The following is a 23295-nucleotide window of genomic DNA, read 5'->3' as shown; positions in this document are numbered from 1 at the left end:
GTCGTCAAATGATGCTGGTTCATGGCGGTTGCAGTGCAACGCTGTTTGGTTCCGCCCTGCGACATCAGGAACCGGCCGCCCTGCGGAGCGTTGCCGATCCTGCAATCAGCAGGAGAGGCGCGATCATGCCGCGATGGACAACACCCGTGGGACTGGCAGGGTGGGCGACGCTGCTTCTCGGCCTGCTTTTGGTCGTGATCGGCCTGGTTCTGACCGTGGGCGGGGTTCAACTCGCCGCGCTGGGCGGCTCCTGGTATTACCTTCTGGCGGGCCTGGCGCTGATCGCGTCAGGCTTTTTCCTTGTCTATCGCGACATCCGCGGGGCCTGGATCTATGGCGCGACCTTCCTGCTCACCCTGGTCTGGGCGCTGTGGGAGAAGGGGCTGAACGGCTGGGCGATGATCCCGCGCCTGGTCGGGCCGCTGGTGCTGATGTTCCTGGTTCTGGCGACCCTGCCCGTGCTGCGTCCCGGTCGGGGCGGCGGTCGCAAGGCGGGGATCGCCGCCCTGGGCCTGGCGGTGCTGACGGTGGCGTTCGGTCTGGTGGTCGGCCAGATCAACAGGCCCGGCGTCGACAGTCCCGTGCCCGGCCAGCGCGGGCCCTTCGGCGATCCGGCCCTGATCAAGGCCGGGATGGACTGGCCCGCCTACGGCGGATCGGACGCCGCCCAGCGCTATTCGCCGCTGAGCCAGATCAACAAGGACAATGTCGGTCAGTTGCAGCGCGCCTGGACCTTCCGCACCGGCGACTTGCCGGGCGAGCGCTGGGGCGCCGAGACCACGCCGCTGAAGATCGGCGACACCGTCTATCTCTGCTCGGCGCGCAACAAGATGTTCGCCCTGGACGCCGCCACGGGTCAGCAGAAATGGGCCTATGAACCCAAGGTGCCGGACGACCAGATCCCCTATACGGCCGCCTGCCGGGGCGTGACCTATTACGCCGTGCCGAACGTCGACCAGGCGCAGCCTTGCGCCACGCGGATCATCGAAGGCACGCTGGACGGCCGCATCATCGCCGTGGACGCCCGGACGGGCGTTCCTTGCCCCGCCTTCGGGACCAATGGGGCCGTCAGCATCAAGGAAGGGATGGGCGACCCCTATCCCGGGATGGTGTCGATCACCTCGCCGCCCGTCATAGTGCGCGGGATCATCGTGACCGGCCATCAGGTGCTGGACGGTCAGAAACGCTGGAACGCCTCGGGCGTGATCCAGGGCTATGACGCGGTCACGGGCCAACTGCGCTTCGCGTGGGACATGATGCGTCCCGAAACCACCACGACCCCGCCGGCGGGCCAGACCTACACCCCCGGCACCCCGAACATGTGGACCACGGCGACGGCGGACGAGGGGCTCGGCCTGGTCTATCTGCCGATGGGCAACTCTTCGGCCGACTACTATTCGTCGCTGCGCCGGCCGCAGGAGAACCAGTATTCCAGCGCGCTGGTCGCCCTGGACGTCACGACCGGCAAGCCGCGCTGGCATTACCAGACCGTGCATCGCGACGTGTGGGACTACGACCTGGGCTCGCAGGTGACGCTGGTCGATCTACCGACGGCGGGCGGCGTCACCCCGGCGGTGATCCTGCCGTCCAAGCGCGGCGAGATCTTCGTGCTGGACCGTCGCACGGGCCAGCCGCTCCACGGCGTCGAGGATCGTCCCGCACCACGCGGCGGCGTCGAACCAGCCCAGCGTGCGGCGACCCAGCCCTATTCGCTGTTCAACACTCTCGCCAAGCCCGACCTGCGCGAAGCCGATATGTGGGGAATGTCGCCGATCGACCAGATGATCTGCCGCATCCAGTTCAAGAAGGCGTCCTATCAGGGCCAGTTCACGCCACCGACCGTCGGCCGTCGTTTCATCGAATACCCCGGCTACAATGGCGGTTCGGACTGGGGCAGCGTCGCCCTTGATCCGCGTCGCGGCGTGATCGTCGCCAACTATAACGACATGCCCAACTACAACCGGCTGGTGCCCCGCGCCGAGGCCGACAAGCTGGGCTGGTTCCCGCGCGACGACCCCCGCTATATCGCCCGCGAGAAGGAGCTGGCCAACCGGGGCGGCAATCTGTCCAAGGCCGAGGGCGCCGGCGATCCGCAGATGGGCGTGCCCTATGCGATCGACGTCAACGCCGGCTGGCGGATGCCCTTCACCGGCCTGCTGTGCAAGGAACCGCCCTATGGCGGCATCCGCGCCATCGACGTGGTCAGCGGCCGGACACTGTGGGACCGTCCGTTCGGCACGGCGCGCAAGAACGGGCCGTTCGCCATCCCCTCCATGCTGCCGCTGGAGATCGGCACCCCGAACAACGGCGGCGCGGTGGTCACGGCCGGTGGTTTGATCTTCATCGCCGCAGCGACCGACGATCTGATCCGCGCCATCGACATCGAGACGGGCAAGACCGTCTGGTCCGACGTCCTGCCCGCCGGCGGCCAGGCCAATCCGATGATCTATGAGCAGAACGGCCGCCAGTATCTGGTGATCGTGGCGGCGGGCCACCACTTCATGGAGACGCCGGAGGGCGATTACGTCATCGCCTATGCCCTGCCCAAGGGCGGGGCATAGGCTTCCCTGGGGGGGCTATCGTGCTTCGCGCTGCTTGAGGCCGGAGAGCGTGGACTTCAGAGGTTGGCGCGGATGACAGCCATCGTTCGCGCCAGCCGCTCGTCGTCGATGCGGCCCAGGCGCGTGGCCACAGCTGTGTCGATCGTGGCGATCTTGGCGGGACGGATGACGGAGGGCGCGGGCAGGCCGGCTTCGGCATAGCGGTCGCCCAACGGCACATCGTCCGCCCATGGCCGGTTTTTGGCGCTGGTGATCATCACGAACCACAACAGCCGCTCGCCGTCGCCCAGCGGCCCGTCGGAAACGACCAAGGCGGGGCGATGCTGGCGGGTGCTGCGGTCGGTATAGGGGAAAGGCACGCGAACGACGTCGCCGCGCTCAAAGTCCGGCATAAGCCTTGCGGTCCGCGTCGCCGTCCCATTCATCGAACGCCGCAAACGGATCTTCCGCCGGCGCCCGACGGGCCTTGCTCAGTATCACCCTGTCGCCGTCCAGATCATATTGAAGTTCGTCGCCGTCCCGCAGACTGAGCGCGGCGCGCACAGCTTGGGGGATGGTCGTCTGGGACTTGGATGTCAGGCGGCTTTTGATCATCCGACCAAGGTAAGGAATTTCCTTACCGGCGGCAAGCCGGGCTTCAGGGCCTGACCTGCCCTTGTCCCCGTACGACGTATTTGTAGGTGGTCAGTTGTTCCGCGCCGACCGGGCCGCGTGCGTGCAGACGGTTGGTGGAGATGCCGATTTCGCCGCCGAAGCCGAACTCGCCGCCGTCGGCGAACTGGGTCGAGGCGTTGATCAGGACGATGGCGCTGTCCACCTGGGCCGCGAACCGTTCGGCGGCCTGAGCGTCTGTGGCGATGATGGCCTCGGTGTGGCCCGAGCCGTAGCGGGCGATGTGGTCGGCGGCCGCGTCCAGATCGTCCACGACCCGCACCGACAGGATGGGCGCCAGATATTCGGTGGTCCAGTCGGCTTCGGTCGCGGGCGTCATGGCGGGAACCAGGACGCAGGCCGCTTCGTCGCCGCGCAGTTCGCAGCCGGCGGCGATCAGGTCGGCGGCGACGGGCGGCAGAAGTTGCGGGGCCGCCGCCCGGTCCACCAACAGGGTCTCGGTCGCGCCGCAGACCGACACGCGGCGCATCTTGGCGTTCAGCACCACGGCGCGGGCGGTCTCCAGATCGGCGGATCGGTGCAGATAGGTGTGGTTCAGTCCCTCCAGATGGCTGAGCACCGCCGTCTTCGCCTCGGCCTGGACACGGGCGACCAGGCTCTTGCCGCCGCGCGGAATGATGACGTCGATGGCGCCGTCCAGGCCGGACAGCATCAGGCCCACGGCCGCGCGGTCGGGCGTGTCGACCAGTTGCACCGCATCGGCCGGGAGACCCGCCTCGGCCAGGGCGTCGGCGATCAGAGCGGCGATGGCCAGGGACGACTGTAGACAGTCCGACCCACAGCGCAGGATGGCCGCATTGCCCGAGCGGATGCACAGGGCGGCGGCGTCGGCGGTGACGTTGGGCCGGCTTTCGTAGATGACGCCCAGCACGCCGATGGGGGTGCGGACGCGGGCGATGTCCAGACCGTTGGCGGGGGTCCAGCGTTCGGTCTCGACGCCCAGGGGATCGGGCACGGCGGCGATGGTCGCCACCGCCTGCGCCATGCCGGCGACGCGCGCGGGCGTCAGCAGCAGCCGGTCGATCTGGGCCTCGGCCATGCCGCCCTGGCGCGCGGCGGCCACGTCGCGGGCGTTGGCGGCCAGGAGGTCGGGCTCGGCGACAGTCAGCTTTTCGGCCAGGGCCTCCAGGGCGCGGGTGCGGGCGGCGGGGGGGGCGTCGCGCAGGCCCTGGGCGGCGGCGCGGGCGCGGCGGCCCCGGTCCATCATCTGTTCGGTCAGTTGGGTCATCGGTCGTTCAGCACCAGGTCGTCGCGGTGGATCAGGACGGCCGCTCCGCGATAGCCCAGCACGGCCTCTATCTCGTCCGAGCGGCGGCCCCGGATGCACGCGGCCTCCTCGGCGGCGTAGGCGGCCAGACCGACCCCGATCTGGCGGCCTTCAGGATCGGCCAGGCGCACGCTGTCGCCTTTTTCGAAGGCACCGGCGACGGCCGTGACCCCGGCGGGCAGCAGGCTCTTGCCCGCCTTCAGCGCCTGAACCGCCCCGGCGTCCAGGGGTCAGGGTTCCGGCCGGCGACAGGCTGCCGGCGATCCATTGCTTGTAGGCCGCCATCGGCCCGTCGGGAGCGGTGATCAGGGTGGCGCGCGCGCCGTCGCGGATGGCGGTCAGAGGCGACAGGGGCTGGCCCGAGGCGATCAGGGTGGCGCAGCCGGCCGAGCGCGCGATCTGGGCCGCCGCCAGCTTTGTGGCCATGCCGCCCGTGCCCACCCCGGCCTCGGCGTTGGCGCCTCCGCCCATGGCCAGGACCTCGGGCGTCAGGGCGTCGATGCGGGCCAGATGGGCGGCGCCGGGGTCGCGGCGCGGATCGGCGGTGTAGAGGCCGTCCACGTCCGACAGCAGGATCAGCAGATCGGCTCGCGCCAGCTGGGCCGTGCGGGCCGCCAGCCGGTCGTTGTCGCCATAGCGGATTTCCTCGGTGGCGACGGTGTCGTTCTCATTGACCACCGGCACGACGCCGTGGGCCAGAAGGGCCTCGACCGTGGCGCGGCCGTTCAGCCAGCGGCGGCGGCGTTCGGTGTCGTCGCGGGTCAGCAGCACCTGGCCGACGACCAGGCCGTGCGGTTCGAACGCCGCCGACCAGGCCGCCATCAACAGGGACTGTCCCACCGAGGCCGCCGCCTGCTTGTCCTCCAGCCGCGCGCCGAGGTCCGGCAGCCGGCCCCGCCCCAGGGCGATGGAGCCCGAGGACACCACGATCACCTCCCGCCCCCCGGCCTTAAGGGTCGCCAGGTCCTGGGCCATGGCCGCCAACCAGTCGCGCGTGGGGCGCCGGGTCGCGGCGTCGACCAGCAGGGACGAACCGATCTTGACCACGACCCGGCGCGCGCCGGCCAGGGCGGCGGCGGCGTCCGGCGTATTGAGGGCGGCGGTCTCCAGCATGGCGGTTTCTGTAACGCCACCGTTTGCGCTTGTCTCTTGCCGAGAGGGCGGAATCCGTCGACCGGCGCGCAATTCCGTGCCGCCGCGCCGATGACGGCCGGACGGCGCTTCGGTCGACCGGCGTTCGGCTGTTACATCATTTACATCGGCGCCAGGGGTTGAACCGGGCGGGTCCGGGGGGTTAGGCCAAGATTCCGCCTCGCCAGGGACCCTCGGAGCGCCATGACAAAGACGAGACCCCTCAAGACCGCGGCCACTCGTAGAAATTTCCTGTCTGGCCTGGGTCTTCTGACCCTGATGGGCGCCGGAGTCTTTCCCATGCCTGCTTCCGCTGAAATCGCCCGCACCGTTGGACGTCACCGCCAGAGGATCGAGGATCTGATCGCGGCCATGACCGTGGAGGAGAAGGCGGGGCAGTTGAACCTGCTGGCCGATCCCTTCCGCTGGATGCCGACGGCGGTGAACCCGCTGGACGGCACCGGCGACCCGGCGCGCGTCACCGCCCTGATCCGCGCGGGCAAGGTCGGCAGCCTGTTCAACGGCATCGGCGCCGAGGCGGGCCGCCGCATCCAGCAGGTGGCGGTCGAGGAAACGCGGCTGAAGATTCCGCTGCTGTTCGCCGCCGACGTGATTCACGGCCTGTCGACCATCTTCCCCGTGCCTCTGGCCGAGGCGGCGGCTTTCGATACCGATCTGGCCTATCGCACCGCGCGGGCGGCGGCGGTGGAGACGGCGGCTTCGGCCGTGCACCAGACCTATGCCCCGATGGTGGACGTGGCGCGCGACCAGCGCTGGGGCCGCAATGTCGAGGGGGCGGGCGAGGACGTTCTGCTGAACAACCTGTTGGCCGCCGCCCGCGTGCGCGGCTTCCAGGGGGAAAAGGGCCTGGCCGACCGCGACGCCGTCCTGGCCACCGCCAAACACATGGCCGGCTACTCCGCCGCCATCGGCGGGGTCGAGTACAACACCACCGACATGAGCGAGCAGACCCTGCGCGGGGTTTTCCTGCCGCCGTTCAAGGCGGCGGTGGACGCGGGCTGCCTGTCGATCATGAGCGCCTTCAACGACGTCAACGGGGTTCCGGCCTCAGGCAGCCGCAAGCTGCTGACCGACATCCTGCGCGGCGAATGGGGCTTCGAGGGCTTCGTGGTCTCCGACTACACCTCCGAACAGGAGCTGATCGCCCACGGCTTCGCCGAGGACGCCCGCGACGCGACGCGCCTGGCCTTCAACGCCGGTGTGGACGTGTCTATGGTGTCGGGCCTCTATATGGAGCATCTGCCGGGCCTGGTGGCCTCGGGCGAGGTGTCGATGGCGCGTCTGGACGAGGCGGTGCGTCGCGTCCTGCACGTCAAGGCGGCCCTGGGTCTGTTCGACGATCCCTATCGCGGCATGGACGCGGCGCGCGAGAAGGCGGTGGTCGGATCGCGCGAACACATCGAACTGTCGCGCGAGGCGGGCCGCAAGTCGGTGGTCCTGTTGAAGAACCAGGGCGGCCTTCTGCCGCTGAAGAAGACCCAGAAGATCGCCCTGGTCGGCCCCTTCGCCGACGATGTGGACAATGTGTGGGGGCCGTGGACCATCTGGGGCGCGCCCGAGCGGCGGGTCTCGCTGGAGACCGGCTTCCGCGCGGCCATGCGCGATCCGCAGAACCTGACCGTCGCGCGGGGCTCGGGGGTGGAGACGCCCTTGGCCGGCGGGATCGAACAGGCCATCGCCGCCGCCCGCGACGCCGAGGTCATCGTCCTGGCCATCGGCGAGGCGACCAATATGTCGGGCGAGGCCCAGTCGCGCACCGAGATCGTCGTGCCCGCGCCGCAGATGGCCCTGGTCGACGCCATGGCGGCCCTGAACAAGCCGATGGTCGTCCTGTTGCGCAACGGCCGGGCCCTGGCGCTGGAGGGCAACGTCAAGAACGCCCAGGCCATCGTCGTCACCTGGTTCCTGGGCGAGCAGATGGGCCATGCGGTGGCGGACGTCGTCTTCGGCGACCACGGCCCGTCTGGTCGTCTGCCGATCAGCTTCCCGCACAGGTCGGGCCAGCAGCCCTATTCCTACGACCGCAAGACGACGGGTCGGCCCGCCAATCCCGATCTGGCGAGCGAGGAATACAAGGCCCGTTACCGCGAGACGACCAATACGGCCCTTTATCCGTTCGGCTTCGGCCTCGGCTATGGCGCCGTGACCTATGGTCCGATCGAGATGGAGCGCGACGTCCTGGATTGGGCCGGGACGCTGGATCTGGCCGTGACCGTGACCAACGCGGGGCCACACACGGCGGAGGAGTTGGTGCAGCTCTACATCCACGACCGGGTCGCCAGTCTGACCCAGCCGGGACGGCTGCTGAAGGACTTCAAGCGCGTGACCCTGAAACCGGGCGAGAGCCAGAAGGTGCGCTTCACCCTGAACGCCCGTCAACTGGGCTTCATCGGGGCGGACGAGACCTATCGGATCGAGCCGGGCCTGTTCGATGTCTGGTTGGCGCCCCATGCCCAGGGCGGGGTCCCGGCGACCTTCCGCCTGGTTGGGCCGCCCTCGATCAGCGACGGGCGCTGAACCTTGCGTTGACGGGGCGGGCCGCAGGGCTTAACGACGCCGCCGTTTGCCTTCGGCCGTCTTTCGGGCCGGATTCGAGTTTAGGAGCCCGCCCATGACGACGACGATTCTTCCGGGCGCGACGGGCGTTCTGGCGCTGGCCGACGGCACGATCCTCCAAGGACTCGGCGTCGGCGCCGTGGGGTCGGCCCTGGGCGAGGTGGTCTTCAACACCGCCATGACCGGCTATCAGGAAATCCTGACCGATCCGTCCTATATGAGCCAGATCCTGGCCTTCACCTTTCCCCACGTCGGCAATGCGGGCACGAACGTCGAAGACATCGAACAGATGGGCGGCGGGTCGGACACCTCGGCGCCCCCCCGCTCAGCAATGGGCGCGATCTTCCGCGACCTGCCGACCGATCCGGCCAACTACCGTTCGGACGCCAGTTTCGACGACTGGATGAAGCGGCGCGGCGTGGTCGGCCTGGCGGGCGTGGACACCCGCGCCCTGACCAAGATCATCCGCGACAAGGGCGCGCCCCACGCCGTCATCGCCCACGACCCGGACGGAAACTTCGACCTGGACGCCCTGGTCGCCCAGGCCAAGGGATGGACCGGCCTGGTCGGCCTGGACCTGGCCAAGCCCGCCTCGACGCTGCAGGCGTTCGACTGGGACGAGGGGCTGTGGGAATGGCCTGAGGGTCATCCGAAGACCGAGGGCCGCAAGTCGGTCGTGGTCGTCGACTATGGGGTGAAGCGCAACATCCTGCGCGCCCTGGCCTCCACCGGCGCCAAGATCACCGTGGTGCCCGCCACGACCACGGCGGAAGAGGTTCTGGCCCGCAATCCCGACGGCGTGGTGCTGTCGAACGGGCCGGGCGATCCGGCCGCGACCGGCGAATACGCCGTGCCCGAAATCCAGAAGCTGGTCGCCAGCGGCAAGCCGCTGATGGGCATCTGCCTGGGCCACCAGATGCTGGCCCTGGCCCTGGGCGCCAGGACGGTGAAGATGGATCAGGGCCACCACGGCGCCAACCATCCGGTCAAGGACCTGACCACCGGCAAGGTCGAGATCGTGTCGATGAACCACGGCTTCACCGTCGATCGCGACAGCCTGCCCGACGCCGTGACCGAAACCCACGTCAGCCTGTTCGACGGCACCAACTGCGGCATCGCGGTCGAGGGGCGCCCCATCTTCAGCGTCCAGCACCACCCCGAGGCCTCGCCCGGACCGACCGACAGCCTGTATCTGTTTGACCGGTTCGCCGATCTGATGGACGCACGCTGAGGCCATGAAACACGGGGCGTCGCGGTCGGCCTATCTGGACTGGCTGGCTCAGGCTTTTTCGGAGGCGGAGAGGTTCGAATCCCTGCCGGATGGGGACGTGGTAGTCGGCTACGCCACCGGATACGACGCCGCCGACATCGCGCCCTTCGTTCTGTCCTTGCGGGCCGTGTTCGACGGGCCGGTCGCCCTGGTGGTCGACGATGCGCCGGAGTTGCGGGCCTTTCTGAGCCGGAATCGCATCACCGCCGTGGATGCGCCGGTCTGGCGCGGCTGGGCGCCTCATCCGGTGATGCAGCGGTTCGTCGCCTTCGCCGGCCTGTTGGGGGACCGTCCCGGCGCGGCCCTGGCCTGCGACGTGCGCGACGTGATCTTTCAGGCCCCGCCGTTCGCGCCCGCGCCGACCGGACTGGAAGCCTTCGTGGAGGCCGAGGGGCCGCTGGCCGATCACGCCTTCAACATGAAACATCTTCGCGCCCTGTTCGGCCAGGCCCAGGCGGACCGGATGGCCGACAAGCCCTGCCTGTGCGTGGGGACGCTGATCGGGCCCCGCGCGGAGGCGGCGCGCCTGTCGCGGCTGATCTTGTCGCTGGCCGCCGCGCCCCGGTCCGAGATCGGCGGCGCCTTCGGGGCGGACCAGGCGGGCTTCAACCTGGCCGTCCACCAGGGACTGATCGCGGCGACGATCCAGCCCAACTACGGCCGGGTCGCCACCCTGGGTCTGACGCCGGGCGACCGGCTGTCGTTCGTGGACGGCCGGGCCGTCAATCCGGACGGGACGGCCAGCCCCATCGTCCACCAGCACGACCGCCATCCGCATCTGGACGCGCCGGTCCACGCCCGCTGGGGCGGGGGGCTGGAGCATCGCAAGCGGGTGCGGCCCAAGTCGGAGAGTCAGAAGTGGGCCAAGCTGAAGGCGTCGCTGCGGCGACGCACGCCTGAACTGCGCTAAAAATTTCCTGTGGTCGTTATCTCGGGCGCAAGGCCAGGGTTACGATCTTCTGGACGTTCAAGGCAGCGGCGAAAAGCTCTCGGCTTCGCGCAGGGCGCTGGCTTTTCGCACGGCCAGGGGCGCGGCGTGCAGCCAGTAATCGGCGTCGTCCAGACGAAGCTCGCGGCGGCGCTCCAGTCCGCGCATCCGGCGCAGGGCCGCATTTTCCAGAAGGCGCGCGTGCAGGGCGCGGGGCGACAGTTCGGCGATGGCGGGAGAGCCGGGGACGGCGACGGCGTCGGGGCCTTGGGGCTCCACCGCCGGACGGGCGATGGCGATGAACATGGAGATCTCGGATCAGGAGGAGGAGAGCGCGCTTCTGCGCCGAGGTAACATGCGGTTAACCACAGTCCCTGTGGATAGTTCCTGACTGCGTCCGAAAAAAGTCCGTGAATCGAGAGACTTATCGCCTCGATCCGGACAAAATGGTTACTGAACTCCTAATCCGAGAGCGGAGCGAAAGCTCGACGACGATCAGAGAAGGGCGACGCCGGTGGCAGTCCCTAGGGGAGTCGAACCCCTCTTTTCAGGTTGAAAACCTGACGTCCTAACCGATAGACGAAGGGACCGCAGCCGGGGCGGCGCATGTGCCCCGGATCGGTCCCTTCTGCAAGCGAAAACTTACGCCGCTTCGGCCTGGACGGGCGCCAGGGCGTCCAACGCCGGGAACAGGTCGGCGATCAGATCCTCCACATGTTCCAGCCCGACCGACAGCCGCACCAGCCCGTCGCCGATGCTGGCCGTCGCGCGCTGTTCGGGCGTCATGGCGGCGTGGGTCATGGTGGCGGGGTGGGCGATCAGGCTTTCGACCCCGCCCAGCGATTCGGCCAGGGTGAAGATCTCCAGCGCCTCGACCAGGGCGCGCACGGCCTCGACCCCGCCGTCCAGTTCGAAGCTGAGCATGGCGCCGGGGCCGTTCTGCTGGGCCTCGACCAGGGCGTGGTTCGGGTGCGACTTCAGCCCCGGATAGTGGACGGCGCGCACGGCCGGATGAGCGGCCAAGCGTTCGGCGATGCGGCCGGCGGTTGCCTGCTGCCGCTCGATCCGGGCGAACAGGGTGCGAACCCCGCGCAGAGTCAGATAGGCGTCGAAGGGCGAGCCGGTCACGCCGGTGCAGTTGGCCCACCACGCCAGGGTCTGGTGATCCTCGGCGTCGGCCGAAACCACCGCACCGCCGACAACGTCGGAATGGCCGTTGATGAATTTGGTCGTGGAATGGACCACGAAGTCGGCGCCCAGCTTGATCGGGTTCTGAAGGGCGGGCGACAGGAAGGTGTTGTCGCACACCACCTTGGCGCCGGCCGCATGGGCGCGGGTGCATATGTCGGCCACGTCCACGAGGCGCAGCAGCGGGTTGGACGGCGTCTCGACCAGAACCAGCTTCGGCTTGAGCGCCAGGGCCTGTTCCAGCGCTTCCGGATCGCCCTGATCGACCAGCAGCAGTTCGAAATGCCCCTTCTTCGCGCGGGCGTTCAGCAGGCGGCAGGTGCCGCCGTAACAGTCGTGCGGGGCGATCAGCAGGTCGCCGGGCTCCAGCAGGGCCAGCGGAAGATCGACGGCCGCCATGCCGGTGGCGGTGATCACGGCGCCCGCGCCGCCCTCCAGCTCGGCCAAGGTCTCGGCCAGGACGTCGCGGGTCGGGTTGCCCGAGCGGCTGTAGTCGTATTTCCGCTTCTGGTCGAAGCCGGCGAAGGAATAGTTGGACGACAGATACAGCGGCGGCATGACCGCGCCGTGGGCCGTGTCCGAATCCACGCCCGTGCGGGCGGCGATGGTGTGCGGATCAGCGGGGCGACGGGTCATGCTTTGATATCCTTGAAGGCGGCGCGGAGGATGTCGCCGACGAAGGCGTCCTCCTTCAGAAAGGCGTCGTGGCCATAGAGGGAGGGCGCCTCGACGAAGCGCCACAGGGTCGGCAGCCGCGCGGCCAGTTCGCGGATATCGTCGATCGGCACCAGCCGGTCGGAGGTGAAGCCGATCAGGGTGACGGGGGTGGAAATGGCTTCCGGCGTCACGGTGTGGCGATCCAGGGAATCGGACATCGACAGCCAGCGCGCCGGGGTGGTGTGGGTGCGATACGCTTGGCCCCGCGCCGTCAGATAGTCGCAGACGGGATAGGGGCCGCCGACGGCCTGGGGCGGCGTGGTCTCGAAGCGGTCGTGGAATTCTTCGGCCGTGCGATAGGTGGTCATGGCCAGTTCGCGGGCCAGGGCGACGCCCTCCTCCGGTCGGCCGGCGGCCACGGCGAACTGCAGGATGCGGCGCTGGATGCCGCGCCAGGCCGTGGCTTGCGGATGGGCGCGGTGGGCGGCGGAGACCACGATCAGCTGATCGGCCCATTCGGGGTAAAGCTCGCCGAAGGCCAGGGCGACCATGCCGCCATAGGAGCAGCCCACGAAGGCGGCGACGCGCTCGACCTTCAGATGGTTCAGCACCAGGGCCAGAAGGCGCGCCTGGTCGTGGGTGGTGATGGTGACGGGGGCGTCCAGGAATTCCGCTCCCGGCGCGAAATCGACGGCCAGGACCTGAAACCGGCTCAGGTCGATGGGGCCGCGCACCGACACGGCGCCCGACCACCAGCCCAGGCCGTTCGTCTCGGTGCGGTGGACGAAACGGCCGGCCGAAATGCCGCCGGCGACCACGACCAGGGGCGCGCCCGCGCGGCCGTGCAGACGGCCCGCCACATTGGGTTGTTTCAGCTGTTCGCCCGAGGTCAGGCGGAAGTCGGCGGGAATGGGAACGATGATGTCGCGGGCGCCGCCGCGGTCGCGCGTCGGCGTCGGCGCAAAGGTTTCGGCTGTCGCGGTGCGACAGTCGGGCTCTTCAAGCAGGGCGGTTTCGTCCAGGGTCATCGTTTGTCATCCGCGTCGTCTCGGCTCAACAAGCCCGGCTGCGGTGACAGAGGGTGGAGCGTCGCCTCGTCGATGCTCCACTCATCTCTCGCGGTCCCGAAGAACCCCGCAGGAGTTGGCACCGTTTCGGGCGGAACCCGATGGTTGCCCCGGCGTCAAAGGGCCTAATCCCTCAGCCGGTCTTGATGAGTGACTTTACGTTGATCAAAGGGGCGGCGCCGGTCAAGCGGAAAATTCAACCTTTATCGCCGTGTTGTGTGACGGCGGCGGGTGCGAAATGGGTGGAAAGAGCCTTGTTGCGAAAAAATCATCCAAGACCGCTTGACAGACCGGGGGTGCGCCAATCACCCTAGGCCAAGATTTCAACCGGACCCGCCCCGTGCCGCAGCGCTCGCTCATCGTCGAAGTTTCCCCCGTCGCCGGCCTCGCCGCGACGGACTTCGTCATGGACGCGATCCTCGGCGCGACTCTGCTCGACGCGACTGTGGGCGGAACCATTATCGGCGGCACGACCGGCACCACCACCATGCCCAGACGGGCGGGACGAGTTTAGCGCGCCGAACCCAGGCGACCGCAGAACCCGAACCCCGCCCGGTCCGCCAGGCGGGGTTTTTCTTTTCACCCCATGCTCCTCACCCGAAAATTCGAGAAACCCCCGATGTCCGCCTCCCTCGCCGTCGTAGAGAAATCCGAGCCCCGGCTCGCCGACCAGCCCGCCGCCGAGGTGGTGGTGCTGAAGTTCGGCTCGTCGATCCTGCGCAGCCCGGCCGAGGCCCCGCTGGTCGCCTCGGCCGTCTATGGCCATGTGCGTGCGGGGCGGAAGGTGGTGGCGGTGGTCTCGGCCTTCGCGGGTCAGACGGACCGACTGCTGGCCGAGGCGCGGTCGCTGGGCCTGGCCCATTCCAACGACCTTCTGCCCGGCTATGTCGCCCTGGGCGAGGAGAAGTCGGCCGCCCTGGTGGCGGTGGCCTGCGATCGGATCGGCCTGGACGCCTGCGCCCTGTCGGTGCGGGAACTGGGCATCGTGGCCGAGGGCGAGCCCGAACATTCGCGCCCCTGCGGCCTGCGTCCCGACCATCTGAAACAGGCGCTGGATCGGCACGAGGTCGTGGTGGTCCCCGGCTTCGGCGCGGTGCGGCCCGACGGGCGGGTGGCGCTGTTGGGACGCGGCGGATCGGACCTGACGGCGGTGTTCCTGGCGGCCGAGCTGGGCTTGAAGAAGGTGCGGCTGGTCAAGGATGTGGACGGTCTCTACGACCACGATCCCAACGACCGGACGGCCCCGGCCCTGCGCTATCGCCGCGCCTCCTGGGACGTGGCGCGCAAGCTGGGCGGCGCCCTGGTGCAGCACGACGCCATCGACCTGGGCCAGAGCCGCGGCGTGGAGATCGAGGTCGCGGCTCTGGACCGCGCCGACGGCACGGTGATCGGCGAAAAATCGGCGCCCCCCGGACCGGCCCCGGCCTTGCCGCCGCTGAAGGTTGCGGTCGCGGGCTGCGGCGTGGTGGGCGGCGGGGTTCTGGCCCGTCTGCTGGGCGACGCCCGCTACGCGGTGGTGGGGGTTCTGGTCCGCAATCCCGACAAGGCGCGCGACATCGACTGTCCGGGCGGCCTGTTCACCGCCAGCGCCGAGACCCTTTTGTCCCGCAAACCCGACATCGTGCTGGAAGCCCTGTCCGAGGGCGAGGCCGGTCACGCCCTGATCCGCGCGGCGCTAGAGGCCGGTTGCGATGTGGCCAGCGCCAACAAACAGGCGGTCAGCCGCGATCCCGCCGGCCTTCAGGCCCTGGCCCAGGCCAAGGGGCGGCGCATCTTCTGGTCGGCCTCGGTCGGCGGGGGCGCGCCCATGGTCGAAACGGTCCGGGCCGCCCGCGCCGCCGGCGAAGTCGTCGGCTTCGAGGCGGTGCTGAACGGCACGGTCAACTTCATGCTGGAACGGCTGGGCGATGGCGCGGCCTTCAACGAAGCTCTGGCCGACGCCCGCGCGGCGGGCTTCGCCGAGGAGGATCCGTCGGCGGACCTGGAAGGGCTGGACGCGGCGGCCAAGGTGCGGCTGCTGTGCCACGAAGCCTTCGGACGCGAGCCCGACTGCGAGGTCTCGCGCGACGCCCTGACCCCGGCGACCTCCGTGGAAGGCGGGGTGCGCCAGATCGGCGCCGCCCGTCTGAGGGACGGCCTGATCCAGCCCTCGGTCGCCCTGACGGCGGACCACGGCGACCCCCTGTTCTCCAGCCTGCGCGGAGAGGGCAATGCGTTGAAGGTCTATGGCGTCGATGGCCGGGTGTGGCGGTGCCGGGGGCGCGGCGCCGGCCGCTGGGCCACGACCGAGAGCATCATGGCCGACCTGGCCGAGATCGTGCGCGCGCGCCGCGCCGACGCGGGTTTGAACTGAACCATGGCCGTCTTCACCCCCGTCTCCCTCGATCAGGCGCACGCCTTTCTCGCCGCCTACGACCTGGGGCAGGTGCGCGAACTGGCGCCCATCGCCGAGGGGGTGGAGAACACCAACTATCGGCTGGAGACGACGGCCGGGCGCTTCGTCCTGACCCTGTTCGAGGGACGCACGGACGCCGCCTCACTGCCGTTCTGCCTGGGATTGACGGCCCATCTGGCGGCGCGCGGATTTCCCTGCCCGACACCCATGCCGGATCGGGCCGGCGGCTGGCTGGGACGGTTGAACGACCGGGCGACGGCGGTGATCGAATGGAAGGCCGGCGCCTGGCTGCGCGACCCGACCGAGGCGGATCAGGCGGCTGCGGGCGCGGTGCTGGCGCAACTGCATCTGGCGGCGGTCGACTATGCTGGGCGGAGGGTCAATCCGGTCGGCCCGGCGGCATGGCGGCGGTTGGCGGATCGCTGCGCGGCGGGCGCTTCGGGCCAGGACCGGGTCCTGCTGGACCAGGCCGAAGACGGGCTGAAGCGGCTTGACGATCCGTTTACGGACGATCTGCCGGTCGGCGCCGTCCACGCCGATTTTTTTCCCGACAATGTGCTGTTCCAGGACGGCGCCGTCTCGGGGGTGATCGACTTCTATTTCGGCTGCACCGGCCCCCTGGCCTACGACCTGGCCATCGCCCTGTCGGCCTGGGGTTTCGACGCCGAGGGGCGAGCGATCCCGTCCGCCCTGGCCGCCTTTCAGCGCGGATATGAGACGGTGCGGCCCCTGACATCGGCCGAGCGCGCGGCCCTGCCGCGACTGGGCGAGGCGGCGGCCCTGCGCTTCACCCTGACGCGCCTGCACGATCGCATCTTCCACGATCCGTCCAAACTGGTCACGCCCAAGGACCCGTCCGTCTTCCTTCGGCGCCTGGACCACTGGCGCGCACTGGAGGCGGTCTGAGACGGAATCGTCGCGCCGGGGAACCGGCGGCGCGGGGCGGGGTTTTCACCGGATGCGGCGACAGCCGCGCTCCCCGAGAACGAGATTTCATCATGACCGACGAATCGATCAACGGCGCCGCCTCCCAGGCGCAGGGCAAGGTGCAGAAGGGCCTTGGCAAGCTGGTCGGCGACCAGAAGCTGCAGGTCGAAGGCGCCTATAACGACGCCAAGGGCCGCTCGCTGGAGACCTTCGGCAAGGCGATGGACGCCGTGGATCGTCTGGTCGAAAAGGCGCCCGCCGACTATCGCGACAAGGCCCGCACCGTGGCGGCCGAGGCGCGCAAGCGTCCCCTGCTGACCACCCTGTCGGTGGCGGGGGTGGGTCTGTTGCTTTTGCGCACCCTCACGGGCGGCGGGCGTCGCTAAGACCACGCCGTTCCTGACGTCAGTGGCGGTCTGAAAAGGCCGTCACGGCGTCCAGTGCGGCCTCCATCGTACCGTCGACGATCCTCAACCGCTCGGGCTGATCGCCCAGGGCGGCGATGACAGGCGCGGGGGCGGGCTCGAAGCCCAGCACCTCGGAAACGAAGCCGCCGAACTTGGAGGGGTGGGCTGTCGATAGGGCCACGACCGGCCCCTTGGCGCGGTCCTGACGACGGGCGACGGCCAGGGCCACGGCGGTATGCGGACAGACGACCCGGCCCCAGGTCTGGTGGGCGTGGGCGATCTCGGCGCGGGTCTCGTCCTCGTCGATGGAGACGGCGGAGACCTCGGCGCGAAGGGCGTTCAGCAGGGCGGGATCGAAGACGACGGCGCCGTCGCGGGCGAAGGTTTCGAACACCGCGCGCGTGGCCTCGGCGTCTCGGCCGGTCGCCTCGAACACCAGACGCTCGAAGTTGGAGGGCGCCTGGACGTCCATGGAGACGCTGCCGCTTTCGACCGCAGGACGCCGCGAATAAAGCCCGTCGTTCAGCGCCCGGGCCAGGGCGTCGTTCTGGTTCACCGCCGCGACGAATCCGTTTGACGGCAGGCCCATGCGCGTCGCGGCGATACCGGCGAAGGCGTCGCCGAAGTTGCCCGTCGGCACGACGAAGGTGGCCGCGTGGCCCAACTGGGCGGTCGCCGAGACATAGTAGGGGATCTGGCCCGCTAGCCGCGCCCAGTTGATCGAATTGACCGAGGACAGGCGGCCGCGTTCGCGCAAGGACGGGTCGGACAGCAGGCCCTTCACCAGCCGCTGACAGTCGTCGAAATCGCCGCGCACGGCCAGGTTCAGGACATTGTCCGCCTGAACCGTGGTCATCTGCTTGCGCTGCACGGGCGACACGCGGTCCAGCGGATGCAGCACCACAAGATCGACCGAACGGGCGCCGGCGAAGGCCCGCACGGCGGCGGCGCCGGTGTCGCCCGACGTGGCGGTCAATATGGTCAGCCGCTGGCCCGAGGCGGTCAGGGCCTCGTCCGTCAGGGCGGCGACCAGCTGCATGGCCAGATCCTTGAAGGCCGCCGTCGGGCCGTGAAACAGCTCCAGCAAGAACAGGCCGGGCTCCAGCTCGACCAGGGGCGTGACCAGCGGGTGGCCGAAACCGGCGACCACCCGGTCCACGGCGCGCGCCAGGGCGCCCTCGGGCAGGGCGTCGCCGATGAAGGGGGCGATGGTCTGAAGGCCGATGGCCTTGTAGTCGGCTTCTCTGGTCCAGGCCTGGGGCGACAGGGTCGGCCAGGCGGTCGGCATATAGAGGCCGCCGTCCGGGGCCAGGCCGCGCAGCAGGGCGTCTGAGAAATCGGTTTCGGGGGAATGGCCCCGGGTGGAGACGTAGCGGGCGCTGGAGGTGCTCATGACGGCTTGGTCCTAGCCAGAGCGAACGGCGGCGTCACCCCGTTTGTGGTCGAAACGGGGATGTTTTTGGCGCCTGTGGCGAGTCTGCGCCCGGTGCGGGACAATTTCCGTGCCGAGCATCCCCTGCGACCTTGCCTGCGCTGGTATCCGGCGACCAGGGGGTCCATGTCTGGAGCATGAGACGACGCGATCTTCTGATCCGGCTGGGCCTGGTCGCCGGCGCCGTGGGCGGGGCCTGGTGGGTGCGCGACCACGTCGTCTGGCGTCGGCCGACGGCCGCGTTCGCCGACGGTCCGACCGACTGGCTTCCCTATGCAGAGGCGCTGGCGACGACCCCCACCCTGGCGCTGAGCGTCAACGGTCAGCCGGTGCGGGCGCTGGTGGATTCAGGCGCGCAATATTCGGCGGTGGATCGGTCGCTGGTGCAGCGGCTGGGCCTGACCAACCTGTTCGACATTCCCATGGTCGCTTATGGCGTGGGCGGCGGGGCGCAGATGGGGCGCGGCGCGACCCTGGACGTGTCGATCGGCGTGGGCGGCCGCGCCCTGCGGCTGGACGGACTGCGCGCCGCGCTCCTGGACCTGGGGCCGCTGGCGGGCGAGGCCGGGCTGGGGGCCGGGCTGATCCTGGGCCAGGACGTGCTGGCCGAACTGGTGCTGGAGCTGGACGCCCGGGCGCGTCGGTTGCGGTTCGCGCCGCGCGCCGGCTGGACCCCGCCTGCGGCCCTGACGGCCCTGTCCGTGCGGCGCGCCGGTCGCGCGCTGGAGACCACCATCACGGTGGAGGGCGCGACGGTGGAGGCGGTGGTGGACACCGGCGCCTCGGCCCTTGTGGCCCTGACGCGCGACGCGGCCCGCGGCGCGGGCCTGCTGGACGGGCGCGAGCGGCGGGCGGGCCGCAGCATCGTTCTGGGCGGGGTGATCCAGGCCGAGACGGTGCGCGTCCGCACATTGACCATCGGCGACGAACTGCATCGCCGGGCCGAGGTGGCCATTTATAACGACGTGCTCGTGCCCGGCTTTCCGCGCGCCTTGGTCGGCATGGCCGCCTTCGCCGAGCGGCGCATGGCCATGGACCTGGGCCGGCCGGGGCTGTGGGTCGCCCGGCCGCTGGAGCTTACGGTGGAACCCTGATCAGCCCGCCAGAGCGGCGCCGACGACCGCCTTGGCCTCGGCCTGGACCGTCGCCAGATGGTCGGCGCCCAGGAAGGATTCGGCGTAGATCTTGTAGACGTCCTCTGTCCCCGACGGCCGGGCGGCGAACCAGGCGTCCTGGGTCACGACCTTCAGCCCGCCGATGGCCTCGCCGTTTCCGGGCGCCTTCGTCAGGATGTCGACGATGGGCTGGCCGGCCAGGGTGGTGGCGGTGACGTCGGCGGGCGACAGGGCGGACAGACGCGCCTTCTCCGACCGCGTCGCCGGGGCGTCCATCCGGGCATAGGCGGGCGCGCCGTAGCGGTCGGTCAGGTCGTCGTAGAGGCGGCTGGCGCTGCTTCCCGTGCGGCCCTGGATTTCGGCGGCCAACAGGCACAGCAAAAGCCCGTCCTTGTCGGTGGTCCAGACCGTCCCGTCGCGTCGCAGGAAGGACGCCCCGGCCGACTCCTCGCCGCCGAAGCCCACCGAGCCGTCCAGCAGCCCCGGCACGAAATGTTTGAACCCCACCGGCGTTTCCACCAGGCGGCGCCCCAGGCCGGCCACGACCCGGTCGATCATGGAGGAGGACACCAGGGTCTTGCCCACCGCCACCTCGGCGCCCCAGCCCGGCCGATGGGCGAACAGATAGGCGATGGCGACGGCCAGGAAGTGGTTGGGGTTCATCAGGCCCGCGTCGGGGGTGACGACGCCGTGGCGATCCGCATCGGCGTCGTTGCCGAAGGCGACGTCATAGGCCGAACCCCCCTTCATCATGCCGATCAGACCGGCCATGGCCGAGGGCGACGAACAGTCCATGCGGATCTTGCCGTCGGCGTCCAGCGGCATGAAGGCCCAGCGCGGATCGACGGCGTCGTTCACCACGGTCAGGTCCAGTCGGTGCCGCGTTGCGATCTCGCCCCAATAGGCGACGGCCGCGCCGCCCAGCGGATCGGCGCCGATGCGGACCCCGGCATTTCGAATGACGTCCAGGTCCAGCACGCTGGGTAGATCGTCGATATAGGCGGACAGATAGTCGAACCGCCCGGCCGCCGCATGCGCCTGGGCGAAGGGGACGCGGCGCACCTGGGTCAGGCCGCCCTCGATCAACTGGTTGGCGCGGGCGGCGATGGCGGCGGTGGCCTCGCCCCCCGCCGGGCCTCCAGAGGGAGGATTGTATTTGATGCCGCCGTCGCGGGGCGGATTGTGCGAAGGCGTGATCAGGACGCCGTCGGCCTGCCGCGCGTTTGTGCGGTTGTGGGTCAGGATGGCGTGGGACACGGCGGGGGTGGGGGTATAGCCGTCGCGGGCGTCGATCAGCACCTCGACCCCGTTGGCGATCAGAACCTCCAGCGTCGTGCGGAAGGCCGGCTCGGACAGGCCGTGGGTGTCCTGTCCCAGAAAAAGGGGACCGTCGATCCCTTGCGCCGCGCGGTATTCGGCGATCGACTGGGCGATGGCCAGGATATGGGCCTGGTTGAAGGCGCCGTCCAGACTGGACCCCCGGTGGCCCGAGGTGCCGAAGACGACCCGCTGCTGCGGATCGGTGATGTCGGGCCTCACCGCCTCATAGGCGCCGAGCAGGGCATCCAGGTCGATCAGGTCTTCGGGGCGTGCGGTCAGGCCGGCGCGGTCATGCATCGTCAGTCAGTCTATCGTTTCGGGAAAAAGGTGGGCGATCAGGCGCCGGAAAAGGTGTCGCACGACGCAGGATCGCCCGACTGATATCCGCGCTGCAGCCATTCGACCCGCTGGGCCGAGGAGCCGTGGGTGAAGCTTTCGGGCGAGACGCGACCGCCGCCGCGATGTTGCAGGGTGTCGTCGCCGATGGCCTGGGCGGTCTTCATGCCCTCTTCGATGTCGCCGGGCTCCAGCGCGACCTGGCCATTGGAGACGGCGGCGGCGTTCCTGGCCCAGACACCGGCGTAGCAGTCGGCCTGAAGCTCCAAGGCGACGGAATAGCGGTTGGCCTCGCCCTGACCGCTGGCGCGCTGCTGGGCCTGACGGACCTGATCCGAAGTGCCGGTCAGGGTCTGGACGTGGTGGCCGAATTCGTGGGCGATGACATAGGCGCGGGCGAAGTCGGCGCCGGAGGCCCCGAGCTGGGTCTCCATCTCCTGCCAGAAGTTCAGGTCCAGATAGACGGTCTTGTCGGTCGGGCAATAGAAGGGCCCCATGGCCGACTGGCCGTAGCCGCAGCCGGTCGGGGTGCCCTGTTCGTAGATCGCGACCTTGGGCGGCTGATAGCCTTCCAGCTTCTGCGCCCAAACCTTGTCAATGTTCGTGCCGATGACGTCGACGAACCGACCGGCCTCGTCCTTGGGCGTGCCCATCTGCCCCTGCTGCTCGGTCGCGCCGACGCCGCCGAACTGGCTGGCCAACTGGGTCGTGGTCGCGGGATCGATGCCGAAGACGAAATAGCCGATCAGGGCCAGCACGCCAACGCCGATGCCGCCGCCTGCGATGGCGCCGCCGCCCAAACCCCGTCGATCCTCGATCCGGCCGCTCGTTTCCCCACCCCGCCAGCGCATATGTCGTTCTCCAGATGACCACCTAAGCTAGGCCGGAACGCGGGGGCGAGGGAAGGGATGCGTGGTCTTAGCGCGGCCGATCCAGCCAGGCGTCGATCTAGCTGATGCCCTGCGCGGTCTGCTGGCGGCGTTCGGCGGCGGACTGGCGCAGCGCGCGCTCCTGTTCGGAGCTGTAGAGGGGGCGGGGCGGCAGGGCGGACGCCGCCGCAGGTTCGCGGGCGGATTCGATGGCGCGCAGGCGAAGCTGGGTCTCGATCTGCTGCTGGCGGGCCTGTTCGGCGTTCGATTGGGATTGGGTGCGCAGGCGGTCGTTCTCGTAGCGATGCTGGTCGGCGATGGCGGCCGGGACGCCGCCCGGATAGGCGCCGTATGGGCGGCCGGGGGCAGGATAGGTCTGGGCGAGGACAGGCGTCGCGGCGGCCGCCAGCAGGGTCGTCAGGGTCAGGAGCGTTCGCATGACTGACAAGTGGGGCGGACGGCCGCGCGCGACAAGCGGAGCCGCAACCCTTTGACTTGCCGTGGGTTCATGGCGCCGAACCCCTTTCCAAAACGGAGTGTATCCCATGGCCCAATCCCTTTCCGGCAAGACCGTCGCCATCCTGGCGACCGACGGCGTCGAGCTGGTCGAACTGAATGAACCGATGAAGGCGCTGAAGGATGCGGGCGCGGTGGTCGAGATCGTGTCGCTGAAGGCCGGCGAGTTCCAGGGCTTCGATCATCTGACGCCGGGCGACAAGGTGACGGCCGACAAGGCGGTGGCGGCGGTGGACGCCTCGACCTATTCCGCTCTGCTGCTGCCGGGCGGGGTGGCCAACCCTGACTTGTTACGCGCCGATGCGGATGCGGTGGCCTTCGTGCGGGCCTTCTTCGATGCGGGCAAGCCGGTCGCCGCCATCTGTCACGCGCCCTGGCTGCTGATCGAAGCGGGCGTGGTCGAGGGGCGCACGATGACGTCGTTCGAGAGCATCCGCACCGACCTGAAGAACGCCGGGGCCAATGTGGTCAATGAAGAAGTGGTGGTGGATCAGGGACTCGTCACCAGCCGCTGCCCCGACGACATCCCGGCCTTCAACGCCAAGATGATCGAGGAATTCGGTGAGGGGCGCCACGAAGGTCAGGCGGCGTAAGCAGGGCGGCCCATGCAGGGCGGCCCATGCAGGGCGGCCCATGCAGGGCGGCCTGACGCGGGTTCGT

Annotated in this window: 20 protein-coding genes, 1 tRNA gene, 1 pseudogene and 1 riboswitch; of the genes and pseudogenes, 10 read left to right on the top strand and 12 right to left on the bottom strand. The window is 69.5% G+C overall.

All coding sequences use genetic code 11. The features are described from left to right. Positions 1-146: 146 nt before the first annotated feature. Positions 147-2561 carry a membrane-bound PQQ-dependent dehydrogenase, glucose/quinate/shikimate family gene (locus QE389_RS07915; protein ID WP_307366100.1) on the top strand — a complete coding sequence of 805 codons (2415 nt, stop codon included), beginning with the start codon at positions 147-149 and terminating at the stop codon, positions 2559-2561. A 56-nt stretch (positions 2562-2617) separates the two neighbouring features. Here the strand turns inward: QE389_RS07915 and QE389_RS07910 are convergent, their stop codons facing one another. The 4 genes and pseudogenes from QE389_RS07910 to proB form a co-directional block, all read right to left on the bottom strand. Then, entirely contained in the window at positions 2618-2953 is a 336-nt protein-coding gene (locus QE389_RS07910; RefSeq protein WP_307366098.1) for a type II toxin-antitoxin system PemK/MazF family toxin, read from the bottom strand. Continuing rightward, positions 2940-3155: an AbrB/MazE/SpoVT family DNA-binding domain-containing protein gene (locus QE389_RS07905; RefSeq protein WP_307366096.1), complete on the bottom strand. Its 216-nt coding sequence runs from the start codon at positions 3153-3155 to the stop codon at positions 2940-2942. Before QE389_RS07905 ends, QE389_RS07910 begins: the two co-directional genes overlap by 14 nt. 43 nt (positions 3156-3198) lie before the next feature. Then, positions 3199-4461: a glutamate-5-semialdehyde dehydrogenase gene (locus tag QE389_RS07900; RefSeq protein WP_307366094.1), complete on the bottom strand. Its 1263-nt coding sequence runs from the start codon at positions 4459-4461 to the stop codon at positions 3199-3201. Then, positions 4458-5613 (bottom strand): annotated as a pseudogene (gene proB, locus QE389_RS07895) (glutamate 5-kinase). Before proB ends, QE389_RS07900 begins: the two are co-directional and overlap by 4 nt. 318 nt (positions 5614-5931) lie before the next feature. Here proB and bglX point away from each other — a divergent pair. The 3 genes from bglX (at position 5932) to QE389_RS07880 (ending at position 10388) form a co-directional block, all read left to right on the top strand. Beyond that, positions 5932-8169, top strand: a complete 2238-nt coding sequence (gene bglX / locus QE389_RS07890; protein ID WP_307366092.1) for a beta-glucosidase BglX — start codon at positions 5932-5934, stop codon at positions 8167-8169. 94 nt (positions 8170-8263) lie between these two features. After that, positions 8264-9439 (top strand): glutamine-hydrolyzing carbamoyl-phosphate synthase small subunit, encoded by a 1176-nt coding sequence (gene carA, locus QE389_RS07885; RefSeq protein ID WP_307366090.1) that lies wholly within the window; start codon positions 8264-8266, stop codon positions 9437-9439. A gap of 4 nt (positions 9440-9443) precedes the next feature. After that, positions 9444-10388, top strand: coding sequence for a hypothetical protein (locus tag QE389_RS07880; protein WP_307366088.1), 945 nt, complete (start codon positions 9444-9446; stop codon positions 10386-10388). Positions 10389-10445: 57 nt separating this feature from the next. On the opposite strand, the gene QE389_RS07875 is transcribed toward QE389_RS07880, so the two are convergent. The 4 genes from QE389_RS07875 to QE389_RS07860 all read right to left on the bottom strand — a co-directional run bounded on the left by QE389_RS07875 (position 10446) and on the right by QE389_RS07860 (position 13279). Further along, complete coding sequence (locus tag QE389_RS07875; protein WP_307366086.1) at positions 10446-10712, bottom strand: hypothetical protein; 267 nt, start codon at positions 10710-10712, stop codon at positions 10446-10448. Positions 10713-10921: 209 nt separating this feature from the next. Continuing rightward, a tRNA-Glu gene (locus tag QE389_RS07870) sits at positions 10922-10996 on the bottom strand. 52 nt (positions 10997-11048) lie between these two features. Continuing rightward, positions 11049-12230 carry a cystathionine gamma-synthase gene (gene metB, locus QE389_RS07865; RefSeq protein WP_307366084.1) on the bottom strand — a complete coding sequence of 394 codons (1182 nt, stop codon included), beginning with the start codon at positions 12228-12230 and terminating at the stop codon, positions 11049-11051. Then, entirely contained in the window at positions 12227-13279 is a 1053-nt protein-coding gene (locus QE389_RS07860; RefSeq protein WP_307366082.1) for a homoserine O-succinyltransferase, read from the bottom strand. The genes metB and QE389_RS07860 overlap by 4 nt, the downstream gene beginning before the upstream one ends. Positions 13280-13357: 78 nt before the next feature. Beyond that, positions 13358-13471: riboswitch (SAM riboswitch) on the bottom strand. A gap of 187 nt (positions 13472-13658) precedes the next feature. Here QE389_RS07860 and QE389_RS07855 point away from each other — a divergent pair. The 4 genes from QE389_RS07855 (at position 13659) to QE389_RS07840 (ending at position 17026) form a co-directional block, all read left to right on the top strand. Then, positions 13659-13832 carry a hypothetical protein gene (locus QE389_RS07855; protein WP_307366079.1) on the top strand — a complete coding sequence of 58 codons (174 nt, stop codon included), beginning with the start codon at positions 13659-13661 and terminating at the stop codon, positions 13830-13832. A gap of 105 nt (positions 13833-13937) precedes the next feature. Beyond that, on the top strand, positions 13938-15671 hold the full coding sequence (locus tag QE389_RS07850) for a homoserine dehydrogenase (RefSeq protein WP_307366077.1): 1734 nt from the start codon (positions 13938-13940) through the stop codon (positions 15669-15671). A gap of 3 nt (positions 15672-15674) precedes the next feature. Next, positions 15675-16619 (top strand): homoserine kinase, encoded by a 945-nt coding sequence (locus QE389_RS07845; protein ID WP_307366075.1) that lies wholly within the window; start codon positions 15675-15677, stop codon positions 16617-16619. 92 nt (positions 16620-16711) lie between these two features. Then, positions 16712-17026 carry a CsbD family protein gene (locus QE389_RS07840; RefSeq protein WP_307366073.1) on the top strand — a complete coding sequence of 105 codons (315 nt, stop codon included), beginning with the start codon at positions 16712-16714 and terminating at the stop codon, positions 17024-17026. Positions 17027-17045: 19 nt separating this feature from the next. Here the strand turns inward: QE389_RS07840 and thrC are convergent, their stop codons facing one another. Continuing rightward, on the bottom strand, positions 17046-18440 hold the full coding sequence (thrC, locus tag QE389_RS07835; RefSeq protein ID WP_307366070.1) for a threonine synthase: 1395 nt from the start codon (positions 18438-18440) through the stop codon (positions 17046-17048). 176 nt (positions 18441-18616) lie between these two features. On the opposite strand from thrC, the gene QE389_RS07830 reads away from it, so the two are divergent. Then, positions 18617-19573, top strand: coding sequence for an aspartyl protease family protein (locus QE389_RS07830; protein WP_307366068.1), 957 nt, complete (start codon positions 18617-18619; stop codon positions 19571-19573). On the opposite strand, the gene pgm is transcribed toward QE389_RS07830, so the two are convergent. From pgm to QE389_RS07815, 3 genes are all read right to left on the bottom strand, one after another. Further along, positions 19574-21211: a phosphoglucomutase (alpha-D-glucose-1,6-bisphosphate-dependent) gene (gene pgm, locus QE389_RS07825; RefSeq protein WP_307366066.1), complete on the bottom strand. Its 1638-nt coding sequence runs from the start codon at positions 21209-21211 to the stop codon at positions 19574-19576. A gap of 38 nt (positions 21212-21249) precedes the next feature. After that, positions 21250-22101: a neutral zinc metallopeptidase gene (locus QE389_RS07820; protein ID WP_307366064.1), complete on the bottom strand. Its 852-nt coding sequence runs from the start codon at positions 22099-22101 to the stop codon at positions 21250-21252. A gap of 97 nt (positions 22102-22198) precedes the next feature. Beyond that, positions 22199-22558: a hypothetical protein gene (locus tag QE389_RS07815; protein WP_307366062.1), complete on the bottom strand. Its 360-nt coding sequence runs from the start codon at positions 22556-22558 to the stop codon at positions 22199-22201. Between the two features lie 106 nt (positions 22559-22664). On the opposite strand from QE389_RS07815, the gene QE389_RS07810 reads away from it, so the two are divergent. Continuing rightward, positions 22665-23228 carry a type 1 glutamine amidotransferase domain-containing protein gene (locus QE389_RS07810; RefSeq protein WP_307366060.1) on the top strand — a complete coding sequence of 188 codons (564 nt, stop codon included), beginning with the start codon at positions 22665-22667 and terminating at the stop codon, positions 23226-23228. Positions 23229-23295 lie beyond the last annotated feature (67 nt).

This window comes from Brevundimonas sp. SORGH_AS_0993, assembly GCF_030818545.1.
Taxonomy (GTDB): domain Bacteria; phylum Pseudomonadota; class Alphaproteobacteria; order Caulobacterales; family Caulobacteraceae; genus Brevundimonas.
This window is presented reverse-complemented; position numbering and strand designations above follow the sequence as displayed.

Bases quoted from the DNA above. Each gene is read 5' to 3' on its own strand.
- bglX (WP_307366092.1), top strand. From the start codon at position 5,932: ATGCCTGCTTCCGCTGAAATCGCCCGCACCGTTGGACGTCACCGCCAG.
- QE389_RS07830 (WP_307366068.1), top strand. From the start codon at position 18,617: ATGAGACGACGCGATCTTCTGATCCGGCTGGGCCTGGTCGCCGGCGCC.
- QE389_RS07875 (WP_307366086.1), bottom strand. From the start codon at position 10,712: ATGTTCATCGCCATCGCCCGTCCGGCGGTGGAGCCCCAAGGCCCCGAC.
- QE389_RS07820 (WP_307366064.1), bottom strand. From the start codon at position 22,101: ATGCGCTGGCGGGGTGGGGAAACGAGCGGCCGGATCGAGGATCGACGG.
- QE389_RS07850 (WP_307366077.1), top strand. From the start codon at position 13,938: ATGTCCGCCTCCCTCGCCGTCGTAGAGAAATCCGAGCCCCGGCTCGCC.
- carA (WP_307366090.1), top strand. From the start codon at position 8,264: ATGACGACGACGATTCTTCCGGGCGCGACGGGCGTTCTGGCGCTGGCC.
- QE389_RS07815 (WP_307366062.1), bottom strand. From the start codon at position 22,558: ATGCGAACGCTCCTGACCCTGACGACCCTGCTGGCGGCCGCCGCGACG.
- QE389_RS07910 (WP_307366098.1), bottom strand. From the start codon at position 2,953: ATGCCGGACTTTGAGCGCGGCGACGTCGTTCGCGTGCCTTTCCCCTAT.
- QE389_RS07905 (WP_307366096.1), bottom strand. From the start codon at position 3,155: ATGATCAAAAGCCGCCTGACATCCAAGTCCCAGACGACCATCCCCCAA.
- QE389_RS07900 (WP_307366094.1), bottom strand. From the start codon at position 4,461: ATGACCCAACTGACCGAACAGATGATGGACCGGGGCCGCCGCGCCCGC.
- QE389_RS07860 (WP_307366082.1), bottom strand. From the start codon at position 13,279: ATGACCCTGGACGAAACCGCCCTGCTTGAAGAGCCCGACTGTCGCACC.
- pgm (WP_307366066.1), bottom strand. From the start codon at position 21,211: ATGCATGACCGCGCCGGCCTGACCGCACGCCCCGAAGACCTGATCGAC.
- thrC (WP_307366070.1), bottom strand. From the start codon at position 18,440: ATGAGCACCTCCAGCGCCCGCTACGTCTCCACCCGGGGCCATTCCCCC.
- QE389_RS07845 (WP_307366075.1), top strand. From the start codon at position 15,675: ATGGCCGTCTTCACCCCCGTCTCCCTCGATCAGGCGCACGCCTTTCTC.
- metB (WP_307366084.1), bottom strand. From the start codon at position 12,230: ATGACCCGTCGCCCCGCTGATCCGCACACCATCGCCGCCCGCACGGGC.
- QE389_RS07880 (WP_307366088.1), top strand. From the start codon at position 9,444: ATGAAACACGGGGCGTCGCGGTCGGCCTATCTGGACTGGCTGGCTCAG.
- QE389_RS07810 (WP_307366060.1), top strand. From the start codon at position 22,665: ATGGCCCAATCCCTTTCCGGCAAGACCGTCGCCATCCTGGCGACCGAC.
- QE389_RS07840 (WP_307366073.1), top strand. From the start codon at position 16,712: ATGACCGACGAATCGATCAACGGCGCCGCCTCCCAGGCGCAGGGCAAG.